The organism is Neorhizobium alkalisoli, assembly GCF_007829835.1.
In the GTDB taxonomy this organism is placed as follows: Bacteria; Pseudomonadota; Alphaproteobacteria; order Rhizobiales; family Rhizobiaceae; genus Neorhizobium.
The window spans coordinates 257,180-278,951 of the sequence record NZ_VIWP01000002.1 but is presented as its reverse complement, the minus strand read 5'-3'; the positions used below and the strand labels follow the sequence as shown (position 1 = coordinate 278,951).

Here is a 21,772-nt window from a genome sequence, read left to right as displayed (position 1 = left end):
TCTGACGCGGTACTCCCACGTCCGCCATTTTAGCTGTGACGAACACAGAGTGACAATGACGATCGACATTATTGGTAGGGCGTGTGTCGCCCCTGGTGCAAAATCCATCAAGGAACTCCAGAAGATCCTGAGCGCAGGACGGTGCACAGTCACCGAGATCCCTGGAGACCGGTGGGATCTTGCGCGGTTCTGGCATCCAGCACAGGGCGTGCCCGGCAAGACCTACACTTACGCAGCCGGCGTTATCGACGGCGTCTATGATTTCGATCCGTCGCTGTTCGGGCTTTCCCAGCGCGAAGCGATGCAGATGGACCCGCAGCAGCGTGTCCTGTTGATGCTTGTCTGGCAGGCGCTGGAAGACGCAAGTCTCGCGCCGAGCACGCTCGCCAATGAACGGGTCGGCGTCTATATCGGCGCGTCCAGCCTCGAAAGCGGCAATCTGTCGTCGGAAGATCCGGCTTCGGGCAGCCCGTATTTCATGACCGGCAATACGCTGTCGATCGTCTCCAACCGTATCTCGCATGTCTTCGGCCTGAACGGCCCGAGCATGACGATCGATACGGCCTGCTCGTCCTCGCTGTTTGCCCTCGATCAGGCAACGCGCGCCCTTGAGCGTGGCGATATCGACACCGCGATCGTCGGCGGCGTCAACATCCTCGTTCACCCGCTGTCCTTCGTCGGTTTTGCGCAGGCGCGCATGCTGTCGCCGGAAGGCCTTTGCCGCGCTTACGACACCAACGGCCACGGTTACGTGCGTTCCGAAGGTGGTGTTGCCATCGTGCTTCGCCGCAGCGACCGCGCAAAGCGCGAAAAGGACCGCAGCTATGCGCGGATCCACGCGACGGGCGTCAACTCGTCCGGCCGCACCAACGGCATCAGCCTTCCGTCCCGCGAGGCGCAGGCCGAGCTCCTGAAGACGATCTATCAGGGCAATGGCATCGACCCGAACCGCGTCGCCTTCATCGAAGGTCACGGCACCGGCACGCGCGTCGGCGACCCGGCCGAAGTCTGGGCAATCGGCACCGTCATCGGCCAGAAGCGCCCGGCGCCGCTGCCGATCGGTTCGATCAAGTCGAATATCGGCCATACCGAGCCGGTCTCCGGCCTGTTCGGCCTGTTGAAGGCGATGATCGCGCTCGAAAACGATTACCTGCCGGCCACGCTGCATATCGACAAGGTCAACGAAGACATCGATTTCGCCGATCTCAATGTTCGTGTGAACATGCAGGCGATCAAGCTTCTGCCGGGCAAGGGCAATCGTCTCGCCGGCATCAACTCCTTCGGTTTCGGCGGCGCCAATGCCCACGTCGTCATCGGCGATCCGGAGCCGGCCGAAGCGCCGGAGGTTCCGGCCAAGTCCGACAACAACACGCTGTTCCTCGCCAGCGCCCATAGCGCCAGCGCGCTGACCTCGCTGCTCGAAAGCTACAAGTCCGCGCTCGAACGCGCCGATGTCGCCAAGGCACGCCAGATCGTTGCCGCTTCGGCCGCCAACCGCGATCCGATGCGCCACCGCTTTGCCGTCGAGGCAAAGTCGGAAGACCGCGTCCTGCGTGCCATCGAAGCCCATCTGACCGGCACCGCCTCCGAGGGCGAGCGCGGCGAAGCCCCCGGCCATGTCGGCAAGCTTGCCTTCGTATTCGCCGGCAACGGCGCGCAATGGGCAGGCATGGGTGTCGAGGCCTATCGTGAGAACCGGCATTTCCGCCAGTGCTTCCAGGCCTTCAGCGCACTGTTCGAATATTACCTTGGCGAAAAGCTGAGCGATCTTCTCTTCGCGGAAGATCTGAACGTCCGCCTGGCCGATACGAAGATCGCCCAGCCGCTTCTGTTCGCCATCCAGGCTTCGATCTCCGATTGCCTCGCCGCTCTCGGCGTGCGCCCCGATGTCGTCTTCGGCCACTCGGTCGGTGAAATCGCAGCAGCCTATGCCTCCAAGGCCCTGACGGCTGCCGAATCCGTTGCGATCGTTGCCAAGCGTTCCAAGTCGCAGGACCTGTTCGCAGGCCAGGGCAAGATGGCCGCCATCGTGATGAGCGAAGAGGCAGCTCAGGCTTTCGCCCGCAAGCATGGCCTCGACCACATCTGCGTTGCTGCCGTCAACTCGCCGAATTCGGTGACGATTTCCGGCCCGGTTGCCGAAATTCAGGCCTTCCGTGATGCGGCCCGCAAGTCGCAGACCGTCGTCCACATCCTCGACATCAACTACCCGTTCCACCACCCGATCATCGACAGCGCCCGCGACGCATTCCTCGCTGACCTGCCGACCATCGAGCCGAAGAGCGGCGAATGCAACTTCGTTTCGACCGTGACCGGCGGCATCTATGATGGCCGTGGTCTCGATGCCGAATACTGGTGGCGCAATGTCCGCGACCCGGTCCTGTTCAAGTCGGCTGCCGAAGCGGCAATCGATCTCGGCTGCAATCTCTTCATCGAGATCTCGCCGCGCTCGATCCTGTCGAACTATGTCAGCGAAATCGCCAAGAGCGAGCAGCAACCGGCTGTCGTGATCGGCACCCTGCAGCGCGAAGCGCCGATTGCCGGCCGTGATCCGGTCTCGCAGGCCTTTGCCCGCGCGATCGCCAATGGCGTCGCTCCGGCCCAGTCGCGCCATGCCGGCAAGCGCAATGCGTTTGCCGCACTGCCGGCACTGCCGCTCGAGCCGGTCTCCCTGAAAATGCCGGGCACGACCGACGAGATCGACGTTTTCGGTCGCGACCACAAGAGCCGCTATTCGCTGCTCGGCTGGCGCAACGACCCGAACGGTTCGCACTGGAAAAACCATATCGACGCCCAGCTCTTCCCGGATCTGGCCGAGCACGTCGTCGATTCGCGTGCGATCCTTCCGGGTAGTGGTTTCGTCGAAATCGCTGTCACCGCCGCACAGGCGCATTTCAACGCCGACGAGGTCGAGATCTCCAACATGGAGATCGTCCGCCCGCTCGAGCTGCGGCCCGACCGCATGCTCGAACTGTCGACGCTGATCTCGCCGGAAACCGGCGACATCGAGATCCGCTCGCGCGAACGTCTCAGCAGCGACGACTGGACCGTCCATGCCGTTGCCCGCTGCCGCAAGCCGGTCGAGCATTCCAGCGACCGTCAGGCCTGGCGCGCGCATGAAGGCGAGGGCACCATTCTCGGTTCTGCCGAAGTCTACGAGACGGCAGAGCGCTTCGGCCTGCAATACGGCCCGCGTTTCCAGCTCCTGTCCAAGGCTGTCGCCTTCGGCGGGAACATCGTCGAAGTCGAGCTGAAGTCGGCGGCTGTACCCGCGCATCCCTATATCGGCTACAATCTCAACCCGTTCTCGGTTGACGCTGTCTTCCACGGCCTCGTTGCCCTGTTCGATCAGCTTTCGGGCAGCGAAGCGGGCTCGCCCTATATTCCGGTGCGCTTCGGCTCCGTCCGCGTCACCGGCAAGGGTAAGGCGATCAGCCGTGCCGTCATCGAGATCGAGCGCTTCAGCAGCTTCTCGATCAAGGTCAATTTCCGCATGTTCGGCGAAGACGGCGAACAGGTCGTCGTGTTCGAAGACTGCCGCTTCCGCCGCACGGCGCTGCGCCGTCATCACAGCCTTGCCTCGGTCGCCTTCCACTACGAGACGGTGCCGACCACGCTGCCGATGCCGCTTGCTCCGGTTCGCCTGGAAGATGCTCTGGTGCTGAACCGCGCCGGTGAACAGCAGCAGGACAATGCCTCGCTGATGCTCGACGCGGCGATCTATCGCGCCTGCCACGAGATCGGCCTGACGCTTGCCTCCAAGGATGGTCTGGTATCGCCGCAGAAATTTGCCGGTGACGCTAATTTCCGCTCCTTCCTCGCAAGCTGTCTCTACATTCTGGAAGATGCCGGCATCGCTTCGCCCGTCGAAGGCGGCTGGCGCATTCCGTCGGAATTCAGCTTCCCGCCGGTTGGCGAGCTGATCCAGGAAATCTACCGCGAGGATTCCGGCCGTATCGCCGAGGCCGTTCTGGTCCACAACGCCTATCGCGATGCACTTGAACACCTCTCGGTCACGCTTCTGCGTGGCGAGGACGAAGCCGTCGACCTTCGTAATTTCAGCGAAGCGACGCTCGACCACGTTCTCGTCCATTCGCCGCTTGGTCAGGCCCGTTCGCTGAAGGCGCTCGACGTGCTGGAAGAGGTCTGCCGCTCTGCAGGCCGGCCGATCCGCACCATGCTCGAACTCGGCACGACGTCGGCTTCCGTCAGCCGCCGTCTGGCGTCGCTGGCTGCCGATCAGGGCGCGGTCCTGGTCATTGCCGAGCCGCGTGAAGGCGTTCGCCGTGCGCTGGAACTGGAATTCGATCAGGATGCGCATGTTTCGGTCATCGAGCCGAAGCGCATTGCCGGCCTCACCACGATCGACGCGATCCTGGCTGCCGGTATCGAAAGCCAGAACCTGCTCAAGGCCGATGAAGATATCCGCTCCGGCCTGCGTGCCGCTGCTGCCCAGGGCGCTGCCCTGGTCTTCGTCGATCGTGCACCGTCCGCATTCAACGACTTTGCCTTTGGTCTTTCCGAAGGCTGGTTCGCCGCAAGCCAGTCGCCGGAATTCCCGGTCGGCACGCTCGGTACCGTGCAGCAGATCAAGGATCTGGTCGCCGATCTCGGCTTCCCGCTCTCGTCTGCCGAAGAAGCTCTGCTTGCGCAGGGTGGCCTGATCGTTGCTGCCGCTGCATCCGAAACGGTGCAGGAAGCCGCCGTTCCGGTGCTGCCGAAGACGCTGGTTGCCATCACCGAAACGCCGACCCATGCCGCAACGCTCGGCAAGGATCGCATCACGATAGATGCGACGGCTGGTGAGGCCGCCTTTGCCAAGGCGCTCGAAGCTTCCGAAGCCGCGCCGCTGCAGTTCGCCTACCTCGGCGAACGTCTGGCCGATCGCGATCCGGCCGAGCTTTCGCTCGCCCGCATGGAGCGCTTCCGCCAGTATGCGGAAAGCCTGACGAAATGGGCAACTGCGCATTCGGCTGCCGACAAGCCGCGTCTGATGATCGTCGCCCCCGGTGGTTCGCCGCTGGCCGACAAGGCAAGCGACGAGGCCAATGCCGGCCTCTGGACTTTTGCCCGCGTTCTTCAGAATGAATATGACGCCGTCGAAATCCATATGCTGGATGTCGAACTGGAAGACGAGAATCTCGGCGCGCATCTGGCCGCCATCCTGGCGTCCTCGGTCGCCAACCGCGAATGGGTGCTGCGCGACGGTACTCTGGCCGAAATCCGCGCTGCTGCCGGTCCGTTCCGCTCCACCGATATCGCCGAAACGGATTTCCGTGCCGCGACCATCCGTCAGGGCACGACCGGCCGCGTCGACAGCATCGTCTGGGAAAGCTGTGCGCTGCCGGTTCCGGCCGAAGACGAAGTCGTCATCGCCATGGAAGCAGCCGGCCTCAACTTCCGCGACGTCATGTGGGCCATGGGCCTTCTGCCGGAAGAAGCGCTGGAAGACGGTTTTGCCGGCGCCACGATCGGCATGGAAATGGCCGGCCGCGTCGTCGAAGTCGGCTCCGCCGTCACCGATCTCGCTCCGGGCGACCGGGTCATGGGCATCGGCCCGGCCGCGTTCTCGACCCACGTCAAGGTTCGCCGCGACGGTGTGACGAAATTCCCGGCCCGTCTCGATTTCGAGGCTGCCGCGACCGTTCCCGTTGCCTTCCTGACCGCCTATTACGCCATGGTCCAGCTCGGCCATATCGAAGCCGGTGAAACGATCCTCATCCACGGCGCTGCCGGTGGTGTCGGTCTCGCCGCGCTGCAGATCGCCAAGCTCAAGGGTGCCGTCGTCATCGCCACGGCCGGAACGGTGGAAAAGCGCCGCTTCCTGCAGGCGCTGGGTGCCGACCATGTCTTCGATTCGCGTTCGCTCGATTTCGTCGCCAAGGTGCGCGGCGTCACAGGCGGCGAGGGCGTCGATCTGGTCCTCAACTCGCTCTTCTCCGAAGCGATGGAACGCAGCTTGGAACTGGTGAAGCCGTTCGGCCGCTTCCTCGAACTCGGCAAGCGCGACTATTATTCCGACCGCAAGATCGGCCTGCGTCCGTTCCGCCGCAATATCAGCTATTTCGGCATCGACGCCGACCAGCTGCTGGTCAACCTGCCGGCCATCACCAAGAAGATCTTTGGCGAGATCGGCAGGCTGTTCGACGAGGGCGAACTTGCGCCGCTGCCTTACCGTGCCTTCGGTTACGATGAGATCGGCAGTGCCTTCCGGCTGATGCAGAATGCCGGCCATATCGGCAAGATCGTCATCCGTCCGCCGGTTTCCGGCAAGGACAAGGTTGTGGCCGCACCCGGACAGGCAATCCGTCTTGATGACGAGGGCGCTTTCCTGGTGGCCGGCGGTATCGGCGGCTTCGGCCTCGTTGCTGCCGACTGGCTCGTTGCCAAGGGCGCCAAGCGCATCGCGCTTTGCTCGCGCCGCGGCATTGCCGATGCGGAAACGCTGGCAGCAATCGCCAAGTGGCAGGAAAAGGGCGTCACTGCGACTGTCCATGCCTGCGACATCACCAATGAAGCATCGCTCTCGGCGCTGCTGACCGAGCTGCGCAAGAAGACCCCGATCAAGGGTGTCATCCACGCCGCCATGGTTCTGGACGATGCGCTTCTGACCAACCTGACGCCCGAGCGCAACAAGCCAGTCGTTGACGTCAAGGTCAAGGGTGCCGAACTTCTCGACCGCCTGACGGCCGGTGACGAGCTGGAACTCTTCCTGCTCTTCTCGTCCGCCACGACCATGCTCGGCAATCCGGGCCAGGCGAACTACGTCATCGCCAACGGTTATCTCGAAGGCCTCGTCCGCGCCCGTCGCGCGGCCGGCAAGGCAGGTCTCGCAGTCGGCTTCGGCGCGATTGCCGATACCGGCTTCCTCGCCCGCAATGCCGAGGTCAACGATCTGCTTGCCAAGCGTATCGGCAAGAAGGCGATGAAGGCCCGCGACGCGCTGGAACAGGTCGAGCGTTACATGCAGACCGATACCGGCACGATCGACGCCGCAGCCGTCATGATCGCCGAAGTCGACTGGGCCGCCGTCCGCATGCTGCCGATTGCCAATGCCGCGATCTTCGAGACGGCGATCCGGGCTGCCGGTAACCAGCAGACGGCAAGCGACGGCGACCGGATCGATCTGGAAGACCTGATCCGCGGCAAGTCGGCGGAAGAAGCCCAGCTTCTCCTGCACGCGCTCGTCGCCTCGGAAATCGCCACGATCCTGCGCGTTGCCGAAGATACCGTCACGCCTGAAAAGGTCCTGAAGGATATCGGCCTCGACAGCCTGATGGCGATGGAACTCGGCATGAGCTTCCAGCAGAAGACCGGTTTTGACATTCCGTTGAGCGGTGTCGGCGAGGATACGACTGTGAGTGATGTCGTAAGCCGCTTGCGTGAACGCGTAGCAAAGCGTAACGGCGAGGAGGAAGCCGTTCACGATGAAGTTCTCGATCGGCTTGTGAAGAGCCACTCGACGACGACGCAGCAGAAAGCAGCCGCACAGTGACCAGCAAAGATCCGGATCAAAACCCCTCCACGCACAGCATGGGGGGGAAGAAGGATTTCCTCGAACAGATGCGTCAGGCCAAGGAGGCGAGCGGTCGTAATCGGTCCGCCCGCCTGAACCGCCAGCCGAAACAGCCGCTGCGCGAGCCCGTCTCCTTCGACAAGCTTCCGGAATATCAGCGCGTCACCGTCCAGCGCAAAGCCGGCGAGATGATCGGCGTCGACAATCCCTTCTACCGTTCGCATGACCGGGCAGCCGGTGCGACGACGGCAATGGGCGGCAAGGAATTCATCAATTTCGCCTCCTACGACTATCTCGGCACCAATACCGATCCGAAGGTGACGGAAAATGCCAAGGCGGCGATCGACCGTTACGGCATTTCCGCTTCCGCGAGCCGTCTGGTTGCCGGCGAGCGTCCGGTCCATGCCGCGCTCGAGGAAAAGCTGGCTGAAGTCTACGGCGTTGATGCGGCCGTCTGTTTCGTCAGCGGTTATCTGACCAATGTCGCAGCGATCAGCTGCCTTGTCGGCCCGCAGGATCTCGTCGTGCATGACGAGTTCATCCACAACAGCGCGCTTGCCGGCATCAAGCTGTCAGGTGCTACCCGCCGCCTGTTCCGCCACAACGACGTCGAAAACCTGGAAACGGTTCTGCGCACCCTGTCTTCCGATTTCCGCCGCGTGCTGGTCATCGTCGAAGGCGTTTATTCGATGGACGGCGATATTGCCGACCTTCCGGGCCTGCTTGAGCTGCGCTCGCGTTACGGCTTCTGGCTGATGGTCGACGAGGCGCATGCGCTCGGCGTTCTCGGCAAGACCGGCCGCGGCACGTTCGAACATTTCGACATCGATCCGAAGAGCGTCGATATCTGGATGGGCACGCTGTCGAAGACGAGCTCGAGCTGCGGCGGTTATATCGCCGGTTCCCAGGCGCTCGCCGACATCCTCAAGGCGGAAGCCGGCGGTTTCGTCTACAGCGTCGGTCTCGCACCGGTGCTTGCCACGGCGGCCAAGACCGGTCTCGACATCCTGACCAGCGAGCCGGAGCGGACCGAAAAGCTCAAACAGAACGGTGCCTTCTTCAAGAAATGCGCCGAGGAAGCCGGCCTCGATACCGGCCTCAGCGTCGGTGTTTCCGTCGTGCCCGTTCTTGTCGGCGATTCCCTGCGCTCCGTGCAGCTGTCGAACGAACTTCTCGAAGACGGCATCAATGCGCTGCCGATCATCCATCCGGCCGTACCGGAAGGTCTGGCGCGCCTGCGCTTCTTCATCACCTGCAATCATACCGAAGAGCAGATCCGTTATGCCGTCCAGGCGACGGCGAAGCGGCTGAAGGCGTTGCAGGAGCGGAATTTCGGCCTTGCCTCGCTCGACATGGAAAAGATGATGCAGCTCTCGCCGATGCTGCAGACGCCCGACAATTCCTGATCGGCAAGGTGGCGCGATGCACGTTGTCGTCACGGGAGGATCGAGCGGCATCGGACTTGAGGTCGCCCGCATCTATGTCCGCCGCGGCGCAAACGTCTCCCTGATCGCGCGCAATCTCGACCAGCTCGAGCTTGCCGCGCGTGACCTGTCGTCCACGCTTGCTGCGGGGCAGGGCACAGTCGCCATCCAGTCCGCCGATATTTCCATCGAAGCCGAAATCTCGGCGGCTTTCGCTGCCTGCGAATCGCGTTTCGGCCCCTGCGATATTCTTATCGCTTCGGCCGGCATGGTCGAACCCGGCCGTTTCGATGAACAGGCTGGATCGGTTTTCGCGCAGCAGATCAACGTCAATCTTCTCGGCACCACCAATGCCGTGCGCGCCGCCTATGCCGGCATGCGTGCGCGCGGGCGCGGAAAGATCATGATCGTTTCCTCAGGCGCGGCTTTGATCGGCATTCCCGGCTATTCCGCCTATTGCGCCTCGAAATCGGCTCTGGCCGGTTTTGCCGAGGCCCTGCGCACGGAAGCGGCCATGCACGGCGTCTCCGTCTCGATCTGCTTCCCGCCCGATACCGATACGCCGCAATTCGTCAACGAGCTGCCGAAACGCCCGCCCGAGGCACGTGCCCTGATGGGCGCCGCACCGCCCTGGTCGGCCGTATCGGTCGCGGAAAAGATCGTAGTCGCCACCGATCGTGGCCGCGCAAAACTCTATTTCGGCTTTTCGATCACCATGCTCGGCCTGTTCGGCCCGCTGATCAAACCCTTCGTCTTCGCCTGGTTCCGGCCGCGCCATAAACGGTAAGGCTCAGATGAACGCGACCTGGCTGCCATCGATACGCAGCACCGTCAGCACGCCCGAATAAAACGCGCCGGTATCGATGCCGATGCGCTGCGGGCCGGGCGAGGGGGCATCATGCGGCGTATGGCCGTGGATGACGATCAGATGCGGCAGTTTTGGCCCGTCCGAGAGGAAAGGCTCGCGGATCCAAAGCATGTCGTTCTCGCTCTGGTCTTCCGTCGGAATGCCCGGCCGAATGCCGGCATGCACAAAGAACAGATCGCCGACCTTGAGGCTGACCGGCAGGCCGGCCAGAAACTGCCGGTGGATCTCCGGCACCGTGCCATCGACCAGCGCCTTCAGCGTGCCCGCCCGGCTTCTCTGGCGAAACGTGCCGTTGTGAATATCGATTCCATAAGATTTGAGCGTCTGCTCGCCGCCAAGGCCGAGCCAATCGGCACCTGCATCCGGATCAGCGAGAAAACGCTGAAAGAGGTCGTCGTGATTGCCGCAGAGCGGCAGCCGCTTCAGCCCGAGTGCGCTGGGTGCGATCAGATGATCGAGTACCTGGGCAGAGGCAGGTCCACGGTCGATATAGTCCCCGAGCAGGACGACAAGCCCGGCGCGGCCCGTGGCGGCGATATCGGCGGCGATCCTGGCTTCGGCACGCTGCAGGAGGTCGAGGCAGCCATGGACGTCGCCAATGGCATAGATGGGATAGGGAGCCGGCCGTTCGCCAAGATCAATCCGTCGGCGACGCGATGGCGCCGCCTGGCTTGTCTTGGTCCGGGAAAGCCAACCGATGACCTTGCGCATGTTTTCCGATCGCTGTGTGGCGAAAATTTCAAGTGAGATATGACAATGGGAAATGGTTGCCTAACGGAAGCTTAACAAGAGGCTGCGCCAAATGGTGCGCCGCACCATCAAGCGAAAGCGAATCGCGCCAGTGTCTGCCTCCGGCCTCGTCCCGAAACTGCGCCGACCGGCTTGGTATTTTTCCGCCATGCTTATCGCCGGATAGGCAGGAGAATAGCTGATAAACATGGCCTTTCCGCCAAAATAGAGGCGATCGGCCCATAATCACCGGCTGCTGTTTCCCGCCCTTCGCGCCTTTGATAAGATTCCCGCAAGATTGCGGCGCTCTATACGGCGTCTTACATGCGGCAAATGGTTCCTTAGGGGGAAATGATGACAGCGAGTGCCAAGGGTATCGGCAAGGGCGGCGACAAGAACAGCGGCAAGACAGCCCTGATCACCGGCGTGACCGGCCAGGACGGTGCCTATCTGGCGGAACTGCTGCTCGAAAAGGGCTATACGGTCCACGGTATCAAGCGCCGCTCGTCGTCGTTCAACACGAACCGGATCGAGCACCTCTACGAGGATCCGCATATCGATCATCCGCGCTTCATCCTGCATTTCGGCGACATGACCGATTCGACCAACCTCATTCGTGTCGTGCAGGAAACCCAGCCGGACGAGATCTACAATCTCGCCGCCCAGAGCCACGTCCAGGTTTCCTTCGAGACGCCGGAATACACGGCCAATGCCGACGGCACCGGCACGCTGCGCCTGCTGGAAGCGATCCGCCTTCTCGGCCTCGTGGAGAAGACCCGCTTTTACCAGGCGTCCACCTCCGAACTTTACGGCAAGGTGCGCGAGACGCCGCAGAGCGAAACGACACCGTTTTATCCGCGTTCGCCCTATGCGGTGGCAAAACTCTATGCCTACTGGATCGTCGTGAACTATCGCGAGGCCTATGGCATGCATGCCTCGAACGGCATCCTGTTCAACCACGAAAGCCCGATCCGCGGCGAAACCTTCGTCACCCGAAAGATCACCCGCGCGGCGGCCGCCATCCATCTCGGCCTGCAGGATCGGCTTTATCTCGGCAACCTCGATGCCAAGCGCGACTGGGGCCATGCCCGCGAATATGTGCGCGGCATGTGGCTGATGCTGCAGCAGGATCAGCCCGACGATTACGTTCTGGCAACGGGCGAGACCCATACCGTGCGCTCCTTCGTCGAAAAATCCTTCGCCAAGGTCGGCATGCCGATCGAATGGAAGGGCGAGGGCGTCGACGAGAAGGGTTATGATTCGACCTCCGGCCAATGCGTCGTCGAAATCGACCCGCGTTATTTCCGCCCGACCGAGGTCGATCTCCTGATCGGTAATCCGGCCAAGGCGCTGGAAAAGCTCGGCTGGACCCATGAAACCAAGCTCGATCAGCTCGTCGCCGAAATGGTGCGAGAAGATTTGAAGATCATGGCCCGCAACGTGCCGCTGTCCGGCGGCAACAAGGGCCTGCCGCATGCCTGAGGCGCTTTACGACCTGTCGGGAAAGAAAGTCTATGTCGCGGGTCATCGCGGCATGGTGGGGGCAGCCATTACCCGCCGTCTCGCCTCGGAAGATTGCACGGTCCTGACCGCGACGCGCGCCGAGCTCGATCTGACCCGTCAGTCCGATGTCGAATCCTGGATGGAGAAGAACAGGCCGGATGCGGTCTTTCTTGCTGCCGCCAAGGTCGGTGGCATTCTGGCGAACGACACCTATCCGGCCGACTTTCTCTACGAGAACATGATTCTCGAAGCCAACATCATCAACGCTGCCCACAAGGCTGGCGTAGAAAAGCTGATGTTCCTCGGCTCGTCCTGCATTTACCCGAAATTCGCCGAACAGCCGATCGTCGAGGAATCGCTTCTGACCGGTTCGCTGGAGCCAACCAACGAATGGTATGCGATCGCCAAGATTGCCGGCATCAAACTCTGCCAGGCCTTTCGCCGCCAGCACGGCACCGATTTTATCTCGGCCATGCCGACCAATCTCTATGGCCCCGGCGATAATTTCGATCTGAAATCGAGCCATGTCATGCCGGCCCTGATTCGCAAGGCGCATGAGGCCAAGGTGAACGGCCAGGCGGAAATCACCGTCTGGGGCACGGGCACACCGCGCCGCGAATTCCTGCATGTCGACGATTGCGCCGATGCCTGCGTCCATCTGATGAAGAATTATTCCGCCGAAACCCATGTCAATGTCGGCTCCGGCGAGGACGTCACGATCCTGGAGCTGACGCAGCTCGTCTGCGATGTCGTCGGTTTCAAGGGCAGTATCGCCCACGATCTCTCCAAGCCCGATGGTACGCCACGCAAGCTGATGAGCGCCGAAAAGCTGCGTGCGCTCGGCTGGAAGCCGTCCATCGCGTTGAGGGATGGCGTGGCGAATGCCTATGCGGCCTTTCTCAAGGGCGAGTTCACGGAACGCAGCCGGGAGAGTGCGGCTTAAGCCGAACCCGCGTGCATCTCTTGCCAGCCTTCCTGTCCATGGTCAGAATGTCCTGACGGTCGACGGGAGGACAAGTCATGGCTGTCAACGAAGCTCCAACGATGACGATTGCCTATAGCGGGCTGAATCTCGAAGGCCGGGCGGCCGGTTCTCTCTGGGCGGCGCTGCATGTCGATGATCCGGAAGGTGACGCCGTATCCCTGATGATTGTCGATCAGACGCTGGTGCGTTATTCCACCGATCCCCTGACAGACGTCGCAACGGTGGTGAGCGAGGAAGGCGGCAGGGAGGATTTTTATCTGTCCGGCAGCCAGATCCGTGCATCACGGACCTTCGACTACGATGCCGATGGCTATCATGCCTATTACAAGCTGACGGTCCACGCGATCGACAGCGCGGGTAACGGCAGTGATCTCGACATCGTCCTCGGTGTGCGGGACGTCAAGGAGGTCTCCCGCGCCCCGGCCATTCCTGCGACCTTCTCGGGCACATCAGGTGTCGACGAGATCTATGGCAATGGCCGCAACGAGGTTTTCTACGGCAGGGAAGGCAACGATATCCTTGTTGGCGGCGGCGGTAACGACAAGCTTTACGGCGGCGCTGATGACGACACATTGCGCGGCGGTGATGGCAAGGACATGCTTTACGGCGGTGGCGGCCAGGACGATCTTTATGGCGGCGCAGGCGCCGACCTGTTCGTGTTCAAGTCGGCCATCGAATCGGTTTCCGTCGAATGGCAGACGATCCAGGATTTCAGCCTCAAGGAACACGACAAGATCGATCTGCGCTTTATGGATGCCGACATCGGCAAGGCCGGCCGCCAGGATTTCCATTTTATCGGAACAGACCGCTTTTCCGGCGAGGCGGGCGAGCTGCGTTTCCACAAGTTCGCCACCGGCACGGCGATCGCCGCCGATACGGATGGTGACGGTTATACGGATCTGTGGATTCGGCTGCAGGGCCAGCACGATGTCACGAAGGACTATTTTCTGCTGTGACGGGGAAATAAAGCCGTTTGGCGGCTTTTGAAGGCGAAAACGCGCTGAAGCCGTTTTGCAGTTGTGTTTTGATTTTCGGAGAGAAAATGGTGGGCGATGAGAGACTCGAACTCCCGACATCCTCGGTGTAAACGAGGCGCTCTACCAACTGAGCTAATCGCCCTTCCGCGGTGATGGGCCGTTGAGGCCGCCGCGTCGGTGGCTGTGATCTATGCGGGTCGGCGGAAAACCGCAAGAGCTTTCATGATGTTTTTTTGAAAAAAATGGCGAAACCCACAGACGATGGGGGAGGGGAGAAGAAAGATTGGAAGCGTCATTCTTTTGTCTTGAAACGCGCTTGACACCCGAACATGAACCACTTAGTTAGCCGCTCACAGTCAAGCGGTCGAGGCCGCAAGACGGAGGGATCTGATCCCTTGTTGATGATGCGGGTGTAGCTCAGTCGGTTAGAGTGCCGGCCTGTCACGCCGGAGGTCGCGGGTTCGAGCCCCGTCACTCGCGCCATCAAACGCCTCGAAACTCTGCCTTAGCGGAAACGCGAAAGGCTCTGCCGCAAGGCGGAAATTATGCGCGGGTGTAGCTCAGTCGGTTAGAGTGCCGGCCTGTCACGCCGGAGGTCGCGGGTTCGAGCCCCGTCACTCGCGCCATTTCCCTTCTCCAATTCCTCCGCTTTTTCGCTTCCCCTCCGGGGTTGTCGTTCGTCTTTTTCGAAAAAAATCCGACAGTTTTTTCAGGGTGCAAAATATTGTCCCCGAGCCCCGTTTGCGCGGTGTTCCATGCTGGATCGCCTGCTATCCAAGGGGAGTGGGAATGCGCCTCCCGTTCCGGCCCCAATCGTCGCAGAATTGTGTCGAATTTTGGCGTTGGTTGCAGGGGGCAAGGGGCTTGCACGGGGGCGTCGGCTGCGCTAGTCACGGCGTGTTGCAATGCACGTTCGCTTGCCGCGCATTGATTCCAAAGCGCCGCCCGGCGCTTCTGGCAAGCAGGGATCGAATACAATGAGTGACCTCCTCGCATCCTATGTCCCGATTGCGATCTTTATAGCAATTGCCATGGTGATCGGAATTGCACTTCTCGTCGCACCCTTCGCAGTGGCCTACAAGGCGCCGGACTCCGAAAAGCTCTCGGCTTACGAGTGCGGCTTCAACGCCTTCGATGACGCCCGCATGAAGTTCGACATCCGCTTCTATCTCGTGTCTATTCTCTTTATCATCTTCGACCTGGAAGTCGCCTTCCTGTTCCCCTGGGCCGTATCCTTCGGTGACCTCGGCTGGTTCGGCTTCTGGTCGATGATGGTCTTCCTCGGTGTTCTCACCGTTGGCTTTATCTATGAATGGAAGAAAGGAGCGCTGGAATGGGAGTAGTCGATAGCGGCAGCACTCTCGTCGCGCCACAGGCCAAGGGGATCATCGATCCCAATACCGGCAAGCCGGTCGGCAGCGATGATGCGTTCTTCGGCGAGATCAACAATGAGCTCGCCGACAAGGGTTTTCTCGTCACCTCGACGGACGAGCTGATCAACTGGGCCCGTACCGGCTCGCTGATGTGGATGACGTTCGGTCTCGCCTGCTGCGCCGTGGAAATGATGCAGCTGTCTATGCCGCGTTACGACGTCGAGCGTTTCGGTTTTGCGCCGCGCGCCTCGCCGCGCCAGTCGGACGTGATGATCGTCGCCGGCACGCTGACCAACAAGATGGCGCCTGCGCTCCGCAAGGTCTACGACCAGATGCCGGAGCCGCGTTACGTCATTTCCATGGGCTCCTGTGCCAATGGCGGTGGCTATTACCACTATTCCTACTCGGTTGTGCGCGGTTGCGACCGCGTCGTGCCGATCGATATCTACGTGCCGGGCTGTCCCCCCACGGCAGAGGCGCTGCTTTACGGCGTGCTTCTGCTGCAGAAGAAGATCCGGCGCACCGGTACGATCGAACGCTGAGGGCTGGAGGAGGATATCATGACCGAAGCCCTTACCGAGCTTTCCACCTATATCCGCGAGGCGCGTTCCGCCCTCGTGGAAGATGCCGTTATCGCCTATGGCGAGCTGACGCTCGTCTCCAATGGTGACAGCATCGTCGAGCTTCTGACGTTCCTGCGTGACGATCCGAAATGCGGTTTTGTCAGCTTCATCGACATTTGTGGTGTCGACTATCCGGCGCGCGCAAAGCGTTTCGATGTCGTCTACCATCTCCTGTCGCCGAAGCAGAATGTCCGCATCCGCGTCAAGGTCGCGACCGCCGAGGAAGAGCCCGTTCCGTCCGCCTGCTCCGTCTATCCCGGTGTCGACTGGTTCGAACGCGAAGCCTGGGATCTCTACGGCATCCTGTTCACCGGCCACCCGGATCTGCGCCGTATTCTGACGGACTATGGTTTCGAAGGGCATCCGCTGCGCAAGGACTTTCCGACCACTGGTTTTGTCGAGGTTCGCTATGATGACAGCGTCAAGCGAGTCGTCTACGAACCCGTTGAACTGCGTCAGGAATTCCGCAATTTCGACTTCTTGTCGCCTTGGGAGGGTACGGATTACGTTCTGCCCGGAGACGAGAAGGCCAAAAGCTGAATTTGATCTCAACCGCATGCAGTAAGTTGTTGAAGTTGCAGGGAGTTAGGCGGGCAGGGCATTTTTGAGTGTCACTTGATATCGATCAACTCCATTTCGGGTCAATGCGACATTTTGTACACAGAATGTCGGGGGAGCTGAGGCGGAATGGGAGCGAGATCAAGGAAGGGAGGAGGGGTTGTCGTATATGTCTATCGCAAATGCAGCGCCTGTTTCTCTCGCCTGCCTGGGTCGGTCTGTTTCGGGGCAACCTGTTTGCGGCCAGCCTGTTTCGGGAATGAATGAAATGACGATGAAGCATGTAGTCGGGCTTTGCCCATTCTTGACAAGCGCGGAGCGCTGAAATGACGGAACACAACGTCCGGAACTTCAACATCAATTTCGGACCGCAGCATCCTGCGGCGCACGGCGTTCTGCGTCTCGTGCTGGAGCTGGACGGCGAGATCGTCGAGCGGGTCGATCCGCATATCGGCCTTCTGCATCGCGGCACCGAAAAGCTGATCGAGACGAAGACCTATCTCCAGGCCGTTCCCTATTTCGACCGTCTCGACTACGTCGCGCCGATGAACCAGGAACATGCCTATGCCATGGCGGTCGAAAAGCTTCTGGACATCCAGATCCCGATCCGTGGCCAGCTGATCCGCGTTCTCTATTCCGAAATCGGCCGTATCCTGTCGCATCTCCTGAACGTCACGACGCAGGCCATGGACGTTGGCGCCCTGACGCCGCCGCTCTGGGGTTTCGAAGAGCGCGAAAAGCTGATGGTGTTTTATGAGCGTGCCTGCGGCGCGCGCATGCACGCTGCCTATTTCCGTCCGGGTGGCGTCCACCAGGACCTGCCGCCGGAACTGGTCGAGGATATCGGCAAGTGGTGCGATGAATTCCCGAAGAAGCTCGACGATATCGACGATCTCCTGACCGGCAACCGCATTTTCAAGCAGCGCAATGTCGATATCGGCATCGTCAAGCTGGAAGATGCCTGGGCCTGGGGTTTCTCAGGCGTCATGGTGCGTGGTTCGGGTGCTGCATGGGATCTGCGCAAGTCGCAGCCTTATGAGTGCTACAGCGAGCTCGATTTCGACATCCCGATCGGCAAGAACGGCGATTGCTACGACCGTTACCTGATCCGCATGATCGAGATGCGCGAGAGCTGCAAGATCATGAAGCAGTGCGTCAACCGCCTGCTGGGCGACGCCAAGACCGGCCCTTATTCCTCGACGGACGGCAAGGTCGTTCCGCCGAAGCGTGGCGAGATGAAGCGTTCGATGGAAGCGCTGATCCACCATTTCAAGCTCTATACCGAAGGCTACCACGTTCCGGCCGGCGAAGTTTACGCCGCGGTCGAGGCGCCGAAGGGCGAGTTCGGCGTGTTCCTCGTGGCGGATGGCTCCAACAAGCCGTATCGCTGCAAGATCCGGGCTCCGGGTTATGCGCATCTCCAGGCGATGGATTTCCTCTGTCGCGGATACCAGCTGGCCGACGTCTCGGCCATTCTGGGCTCCCTGGATATCGTGTTCGGCGAGGTGGATCGCTGATGCCGCGTTTGCTTGCGTTTGTTGTATCTGTTTTCGCCGGGGCTCTTTTGAGCGTGCCTGCCGCATTTGCGCAGGCGACGGACGAGGGCGGCTCGACCGCAAGCGGCGGATCAAAGACGATGAGCCAGCTGCTCTCCGAAGGGTATGAAATCAAGACCTCGGTGCCGATCGGCACCAAGACCATTGTGTTCATGCAGAAAGACAAGATCGCCTATGCCTGCGAATTCGTGACGCTCACGAGATCGCGGTGTGGTGTGATAAACTGATAGGGCGTGGAAAAGAATGTCCGTTCGTCGACTAGCCGAAGACCAGTTTCAGCCGGGTAATTTCGCCTTTAACGAGGAAAATACCGTCTGGGCAGAGGCAACGATCAGGAAATACCCGGCAGGCCGGCAGCAGTCCGCTGTCATCCCATTGCTCATGCGGGCACAGGAGCAGGACGGCTGGGTCACGCGCGCCGCAATCGAGCATGTCGCGGCCAAGCTCGGCATGGCCTATATCCGCGTGCTCGAGGTTGCGACCTTCTACACCCAGTTCCAGCTGAAGCCGGTCGGCACCCGCGCCCATATCCAGGTCTGCGGCACCACGCCCTGCATGCTGCGCGGCTCGGAAGATCTGATGAAGGTCTGTCAGAAGAAGATCCATCACGATCCCTTCGCGCTCAATGCCGACGGCACGCTTTCCTGGGAAGAAGTCGAATGTCAGGGCGCCTGCGTCAACGCTCCCATGGTCATCATCTTCAAGGATGCCTATGAAGATCTGACGCCGGAACGTCTGGAAGAAATCATCGACGCTTTCGAAGCCGGCAAGGGCAGCGAGATCAAGCCCGGCCCGCAGATCGATCGCCATCTCTCCGCACCCGAAGGCGGCGCGCTGACCCTGCTCGACGACATCAAGCCGGTCCGCACGAATCTCGAGCCGCAGCCGGAAGTTCCGGCCGAGCCTGCTGCCGCGGTTCCGCCGGCGGAAGCCGCCCGTCCGAAGGACACGGCGCCCGAGACCGACCCGAAGCTGAAAACCCCGGCAACCGCACCGGCTGCCGCTGCCGCGAATGCCAAGGCGACCGAAATGGAAGGCGCGCCGAAGGCTGCCAAGGCGCCTGCCGCTGCGAAGACCGAGAAGCCGTCGCTTGAGGACAAGAACCGCCCGAAGGGCATCGACAAGCCGGAAACGCCGGACAATCTGGAACTGATCTCCGGCGTCGGCCCGAAGATCGCCGGCATCCTTAATGAACTCGGCATTCATACCTACGCCCAGATCGCCGGCTGGAAAAAGGCCGAGCGCGAATGGGTCGATGGCTATCTGAATTTCAAGGGCCGCATCGATCGCGACGACTGGGTCAAACAGGCCAAGGCGCTCGCCAAGGGCGGCGAAGCCGAATACATTAAAGTCTTCGGCAAGAAGCCACGCTGAGGAAGGACAGATGGCGGAAGTCACCAACGATCTGATCTACGAGGTTTTGAAGTCGATGCAGGGCAGGCTGTCCAACATCGAGCACAAGCTCGTTGAAGTAGATGGTCGATTGGAGTCCCTGACGTCACAGGTTCGAGGCTTGTCGATGGAAATCAATGGCCTGTCCTTGGAAATGAATGGCGCTCGCGGCGACATTTCCAACATCTACAAAACTCTCGGACGTCAGGATGCGCGTCTTTCGCGCATCGAAAAGCGTCTGGACATCATCGAAGAACCGGCGGAATAAGCCATGCTTAAAGACCAGGATCGCATCTTCACCAATATCTACGGCCTCAAGGACAAGTCCCTGAAGGGCGCCATGAGCCGTGGGCACTGGGACGGCACCAAGATCATCATCGAGAAGGGCCGCGACTGGATCATCAACGAGATGAAGGCGTCCGGCCTTCGCGGTCGTGGCGGCGCCGGCTTCCCGACCGGCCTGAAATGGTCCTTCATGCCGAAGGAAAGCGATGGTCGTCCGCATTACCTCGTCGTCAACGCCGACGAATCCGAGCCCGGCACCTGCAAGGACCGCGAGATCCTGCGCAACGATCCGCATACGCTGATCGAAGGCTGCTTGGTCGCCGGTTTCGCCATGGGCGCGCATACGGCATTCATCTATGTCCGCGGCGAATACATGCGTGAGCGTGAAGCGCTGCAGGCGGCAATCGATGAATGTTATGATGCCGGCCTGCTCGGCAACAACAACAAGAACGGCTGGGATTTCGACATCGTCGTCCACCACGGCGCCGGCGCCTATATCTGCGGCGAAGAGACGGCTCTGCTCGAAAGTCTCGAAGGCAAGAAGGGCCAGCCGCGTCTCAAGCCGCCGTTTCCGGCCAATATGGGCGTTTATGGTTGCCCGACGACGGTCAACAATGTCGAGTCGATTGCGGTGGCCCCGACCATCCTGCGTCGCGGCGCGACCTGGTTTTCGTCGATGGGCCGGCCCAACAATGTCGGCACGAAGCTGTTCATGGTCTCCGGCCATGTTAACAAGCCCTGCACCTTCGAAGAACAGCTCGGTCTGACCTTCCGTGAGATCATCGAAAAGCATGCCGGTGGCATCCGCGGCGGCTGGGACAATCTCCTGGCCGTCATTCCCGGCGGCGCGTCCTGCCCGATCGTCAAGGGCGAAGACATGATGGATGCGATCATGGATTTCGACGGCATGCGTGACGTAAAATCCTCCTTCGGCACGGGCGGCATGATCGTCATGGACAAGTCGACCGATGTCATCAAGGCGATTGCCCGTCTCGCCGCCTTCTTCAAGCACGAAAGCTGCGGCCAGTGCACGCCGTGCCGCGAAGGCACCGGCTGGATGTGGCGCGTGATGGAGCGCATGGTCAAGGGCAATGCCCAGAAGCGCGAAATCGACATGCTTCTGCAGGTCTCCAAGCAGATCGAAGGTCACACGATCTGTGCGCTCGGCGATGCTGCCGCATGGCCGATCCAGGGCCTCATCCGCAATTTCCGCCCGGAGATCGAGGCACGCATCGATCAGTACACCCATAACGCGACGTCGCACGGCGCCGTTCTTGAAGCTGCGGAGTAATTAACGTGGTCGAAGCCGGAAGACATCGCGAAGGGCAGGGGACGGCAAAGCCGGCCGCGGGCTCTGCGCGTCTTCCGGACTATGCCGACATGCTCGCCATGAACCCGCTGCTGGCCAATCCGGCCGCAGCCATGGTCGCAGCGACGACGATCGGTTTCGGCATCGCCAATCAGATGGCCGGCGTCTTTTTCGGTGCTGTCCAGACGATGATGGAACAGGCCAACCGGGCAAATGCTGCGGCTGAACAGGCCAAGGCAGAGCAGAAGGTTCCGGCGAAAGCCGAAGCCGCACCGAAGGCCGAAGTTGCCGAACCGGTAGCTGCAGTCGCAAAGCCGAAGCGCAAGGCGGCCGCAAAGCCTGCCGCCAAGGCTGAGGAAAAGGCGCCGGTGGCTGTAAAGGCCAAGGCTGCTGCTCCGAAAAAGGCCGAGGCGCCTGTAACGGCCGCACGCCCACGCCCTGCCAAGTCTGCGGGCATGGATCTGAAGAAGATTTCGGGCGTCGGTCCGAAGGTCGAGAAGGTGTTGAAGGAAAAGGGCGTGGCAAGCCTGGCGCAGATTGCGGCCTGGACTGCCGAGGATATCGCCCGCTTCGACGGGGAATTGGGTTTCGACGGGCGCATCGCGCGGGACGACTGGGTCGGCCAGGCGCAGGCGCTGTTGAAATGAGGGACATGTCCGCGGGCCTCAAGGCTC

General features: G+C 61.2%; 16 protein-coding genes and 3 tRNA genes. 17 read left to right on the top strand and 2 right to left on the bottom strand.

Annotated elements, in window-relative coordinates; all coding sequences use genetic code 11:
• The first annotated feature begins 55 nt into the window (after positions 1-55).
• From FHW37_RS07160 to FHW37_RS07150, 3 genes are read left to right on the top strand one after another with little or no spacing between them, the layout of a single operon-like run.
• Positions 56-7,495 carry a type I polyketide synthase gene (locus FHW37_RS07160; RefSeq protein ID WP_145634406.1) on the top strand — a complete coding sequence of 2,480 codons (7,440 nt, stop codon included), beginning with the start codon at positions 56-58 and terminating at the stop codon, positions 7,493-7,495.
• A 38-nt stretch (positions 7,496-7,533) separates the two neighbouring features.
• A complete protein-coding gene (locus FHW37_RS07155; RefSeq protein ID WP_145635935.1) occupies positions 7,534-8,922 on the top strand; it encodes an aminotransferase class I/II-fold pyridoxal phosphate-dependent enzyme in 1,389 nt (462 codons plus the stop codon).
• Between the two features lie 16 nt (positions 8,923-8,938).
• Positions 8,939-9,727 (top strand): SDR family oxidoreductase, encoded by a 789-nt coding sequence (locus FHW37_RS07150; protein WP_145634403.1) that lies wholly within the window; start codon positions 8,939-8,941, stop codon positions 9,725-9,727.
• A gap of 3 nt (positions 9,728-9,730) precedes the next feature.
• Here FHW37_RS07150 and FHW37_RS07145 read toward each other — a convergent pair whose 3' ends face one another.
• A complete protein-coding gene (locus FHW37_RS07145) occupies positions 9,731-10,519 on the bottom strand; it encodes a metallophosphoesterase family protein (RefSeq protein WP_145634401.1) in 789 nt (262 codons plus the stop codon).
• Between the two features lie 372 nt (positions 10,520-10,891).
• Between FHW37_RS07145 and gmd the strand changes: the two genes are divergently transcribed.
• The 3 genes from gmd (at position 10,892) to FHW37_RS07130 (ending at position 13,981) form a co-directional block, all read left to right on the top strand.
• Positions 10,892-12,019, top strand: coding sequence for a GDP-mannose 4,6-dehydratase (gene gmd, locus FHW37_RS07140; RefSeq protein WP_145634399.1), 1,128 nt, complete (start codon positions 10,892-10,894; stop codon positions 12,017-12,019).
• Positions 12,012-12,983 carry a GDP-L-fucose synthase gene (fcl, locus tag FHW37_RS07135; RefSeq protein WP_145634397.1) on the top strand — a complete coding sequence of 324 codons (972 nt, stop codon included), beginning with the start codon at positions 12,012-12,014 and terminating at the stop codon, positions 12,981-12,983. The genes gmd and fcl overlap by 8 nt, the downstream gene beginning before the upstream one ends.
• Positions 12,984-13,060: 77 nt before the next feature.
• On the top strand, positions 13,061-13,981 hold the full coding sequence (locus FHW37_RS07130; protein ID WP_145634395.1) for a calcium-binding protein: 921 nt from the start codon (positions 13,061-13,063) through the stop codon (positions 13,979-13,981).
• 87 nt (positions 13,982-14,068) lie between these two features.
• Here FHW37_RS07130 and FHW37_RS07125 read toward each other — a convergent pair.
• Positions 14,069-14,144 (bottom strand) — tRNA-Val (locus FHW37_RS07125).
• 264 nt (positions 14,145-14,408) lie between these two features.
• Here FHW37_RS07125 and FHW37_RS07120 point away from each other — a divergent pair.
• From FHW37_RS07120 to FHW37_RS07070, 11 genes are all read left to right on the top strand, one after another.
• Positions 14,409-14,485: transfer RNA gene (locus FHW37_RS07120), tRNA-Asp, on the top strand.
• 66 nt (positions 14,486-14,551) lie between these two features.
• Positions 14,552-14,628 (top strand) — tRNA-Asp (locus FHW37_RS07115).
• A 351-nt stretch (positions 14,629-14,979) separates the two neighbouring features.
• The gene (locus tag FHW37_RS07110) at positions 14,980-15,345 is read left to right on the top strand and encodes an NADH-quinone oxidoreductase subunit A (protein ID WP_145634392.1); all 366 of its coding nucleotides are present in this window, start codon (positions 14,980-14,982) and stop codon (positions 15,343-15,345) included.
• On the top strand, positions 15,336-15,917 hold the full coding sequence (locus FHW37_RS07105) for a NuoB/complex I 20 kDa subunit family protein (protein WP_145634390.1): 582 nt from the start codon (positions 15,336-15,338) through the stop codon (positions 15,915-15,917). Before FHW37_RS07110 ends, FHW37_RS07105 begins: the two co-directional genes overlap by 10 nt.
• Before the next feature lie 18 nt (positions 15,918-15,935).
• Complete coding sequence (locus tag FHW37_RS07100) at positions 15,936-16,538, top strand: NADH-quinone oxidoreductase subunit C (RefSeq protein ID WP_145634387.1); 603 nt, start codon at positions 15,936-15,938, stop codon at positions 16,536-16,538.
• A 344-nt stretch (positions 16,539-16,882) separates the two neighbouring features.
• Positions 16,883-18,073, top strand: coding sequence for an NADH-quinone oxidoreductase subunit D (locus FHW37_RS07095; protein WP_145634385.1), 1,191 nt, complete (start codon positions 16,883-16,885; stop codon positions 18,071-18,073).
• Positions 18,073-18,339 (top strand): hypothetical protein, encoded by a 267-nt coding sequence (locus FHW37_RS07090; RefSeq protein ID WP_145634383.1) that lies wholly within the window; start codon positions 18,073-18,075, stop codon positions 18,337-18,339. The genes FHW37_RS07095 and FHW37_RS07090 overlap by 1 nt, the downstream gene beginning before the upstream one ends.
• A gap of 16 nt (positions 18,340-18,355) precedes the next feature.
• The gene (locus FHW37_RS07085) at positions 18,356-19,486 is read left to right on the top strand and encodes an NADH-quinone oxidoreductase subunit E (RefSeq protein WP_145634381.1); all 1,131 of its coding nucleotides are present in this window, start codon (positions 18,356-18,358) and stop codon (positions 19,484-19,486) included.
• Between the two features lie 10 nt (positions 19,487-19,496).
• Positions 19,497-19,772 carry a hypothetical protein gene (locus FHW37_RS07080; RefSeq protein WP_145634378.1) on the top strand — a complete coding sequence of 92 codons (276 nt, stop codon included), beginning with the start codon at positions 19,497-19,499 and terminating at the stop codon, positions 19,770-19,772.
• Between the two features lie 3 nt (positions 19,773-19,775).
• Positions 19,776-21,080, top strand: a complete 1,305-nt coding sequence (gene nuoF, locus FHW37_RS07075; protein WP_145634376.1) for an NADH-quinone oxidoreductase subunit NuoF — start codon at positions 19,776-19,778, stop codon at positions 21,078-21,080.
• Between the two features lie 5 nt (positions 21,081-21,085).
• Entirely contained in the window at positions 21,086-21,745 is a 660-nt protein-coding gene (locus FHW37_RS07070) for a helix-hairpin-helix domain-containing protein (protein ID WP_145634374.1), read from the top strand.
• Positions 21,746-21,772: the final 27 nt, after the last annotated feature.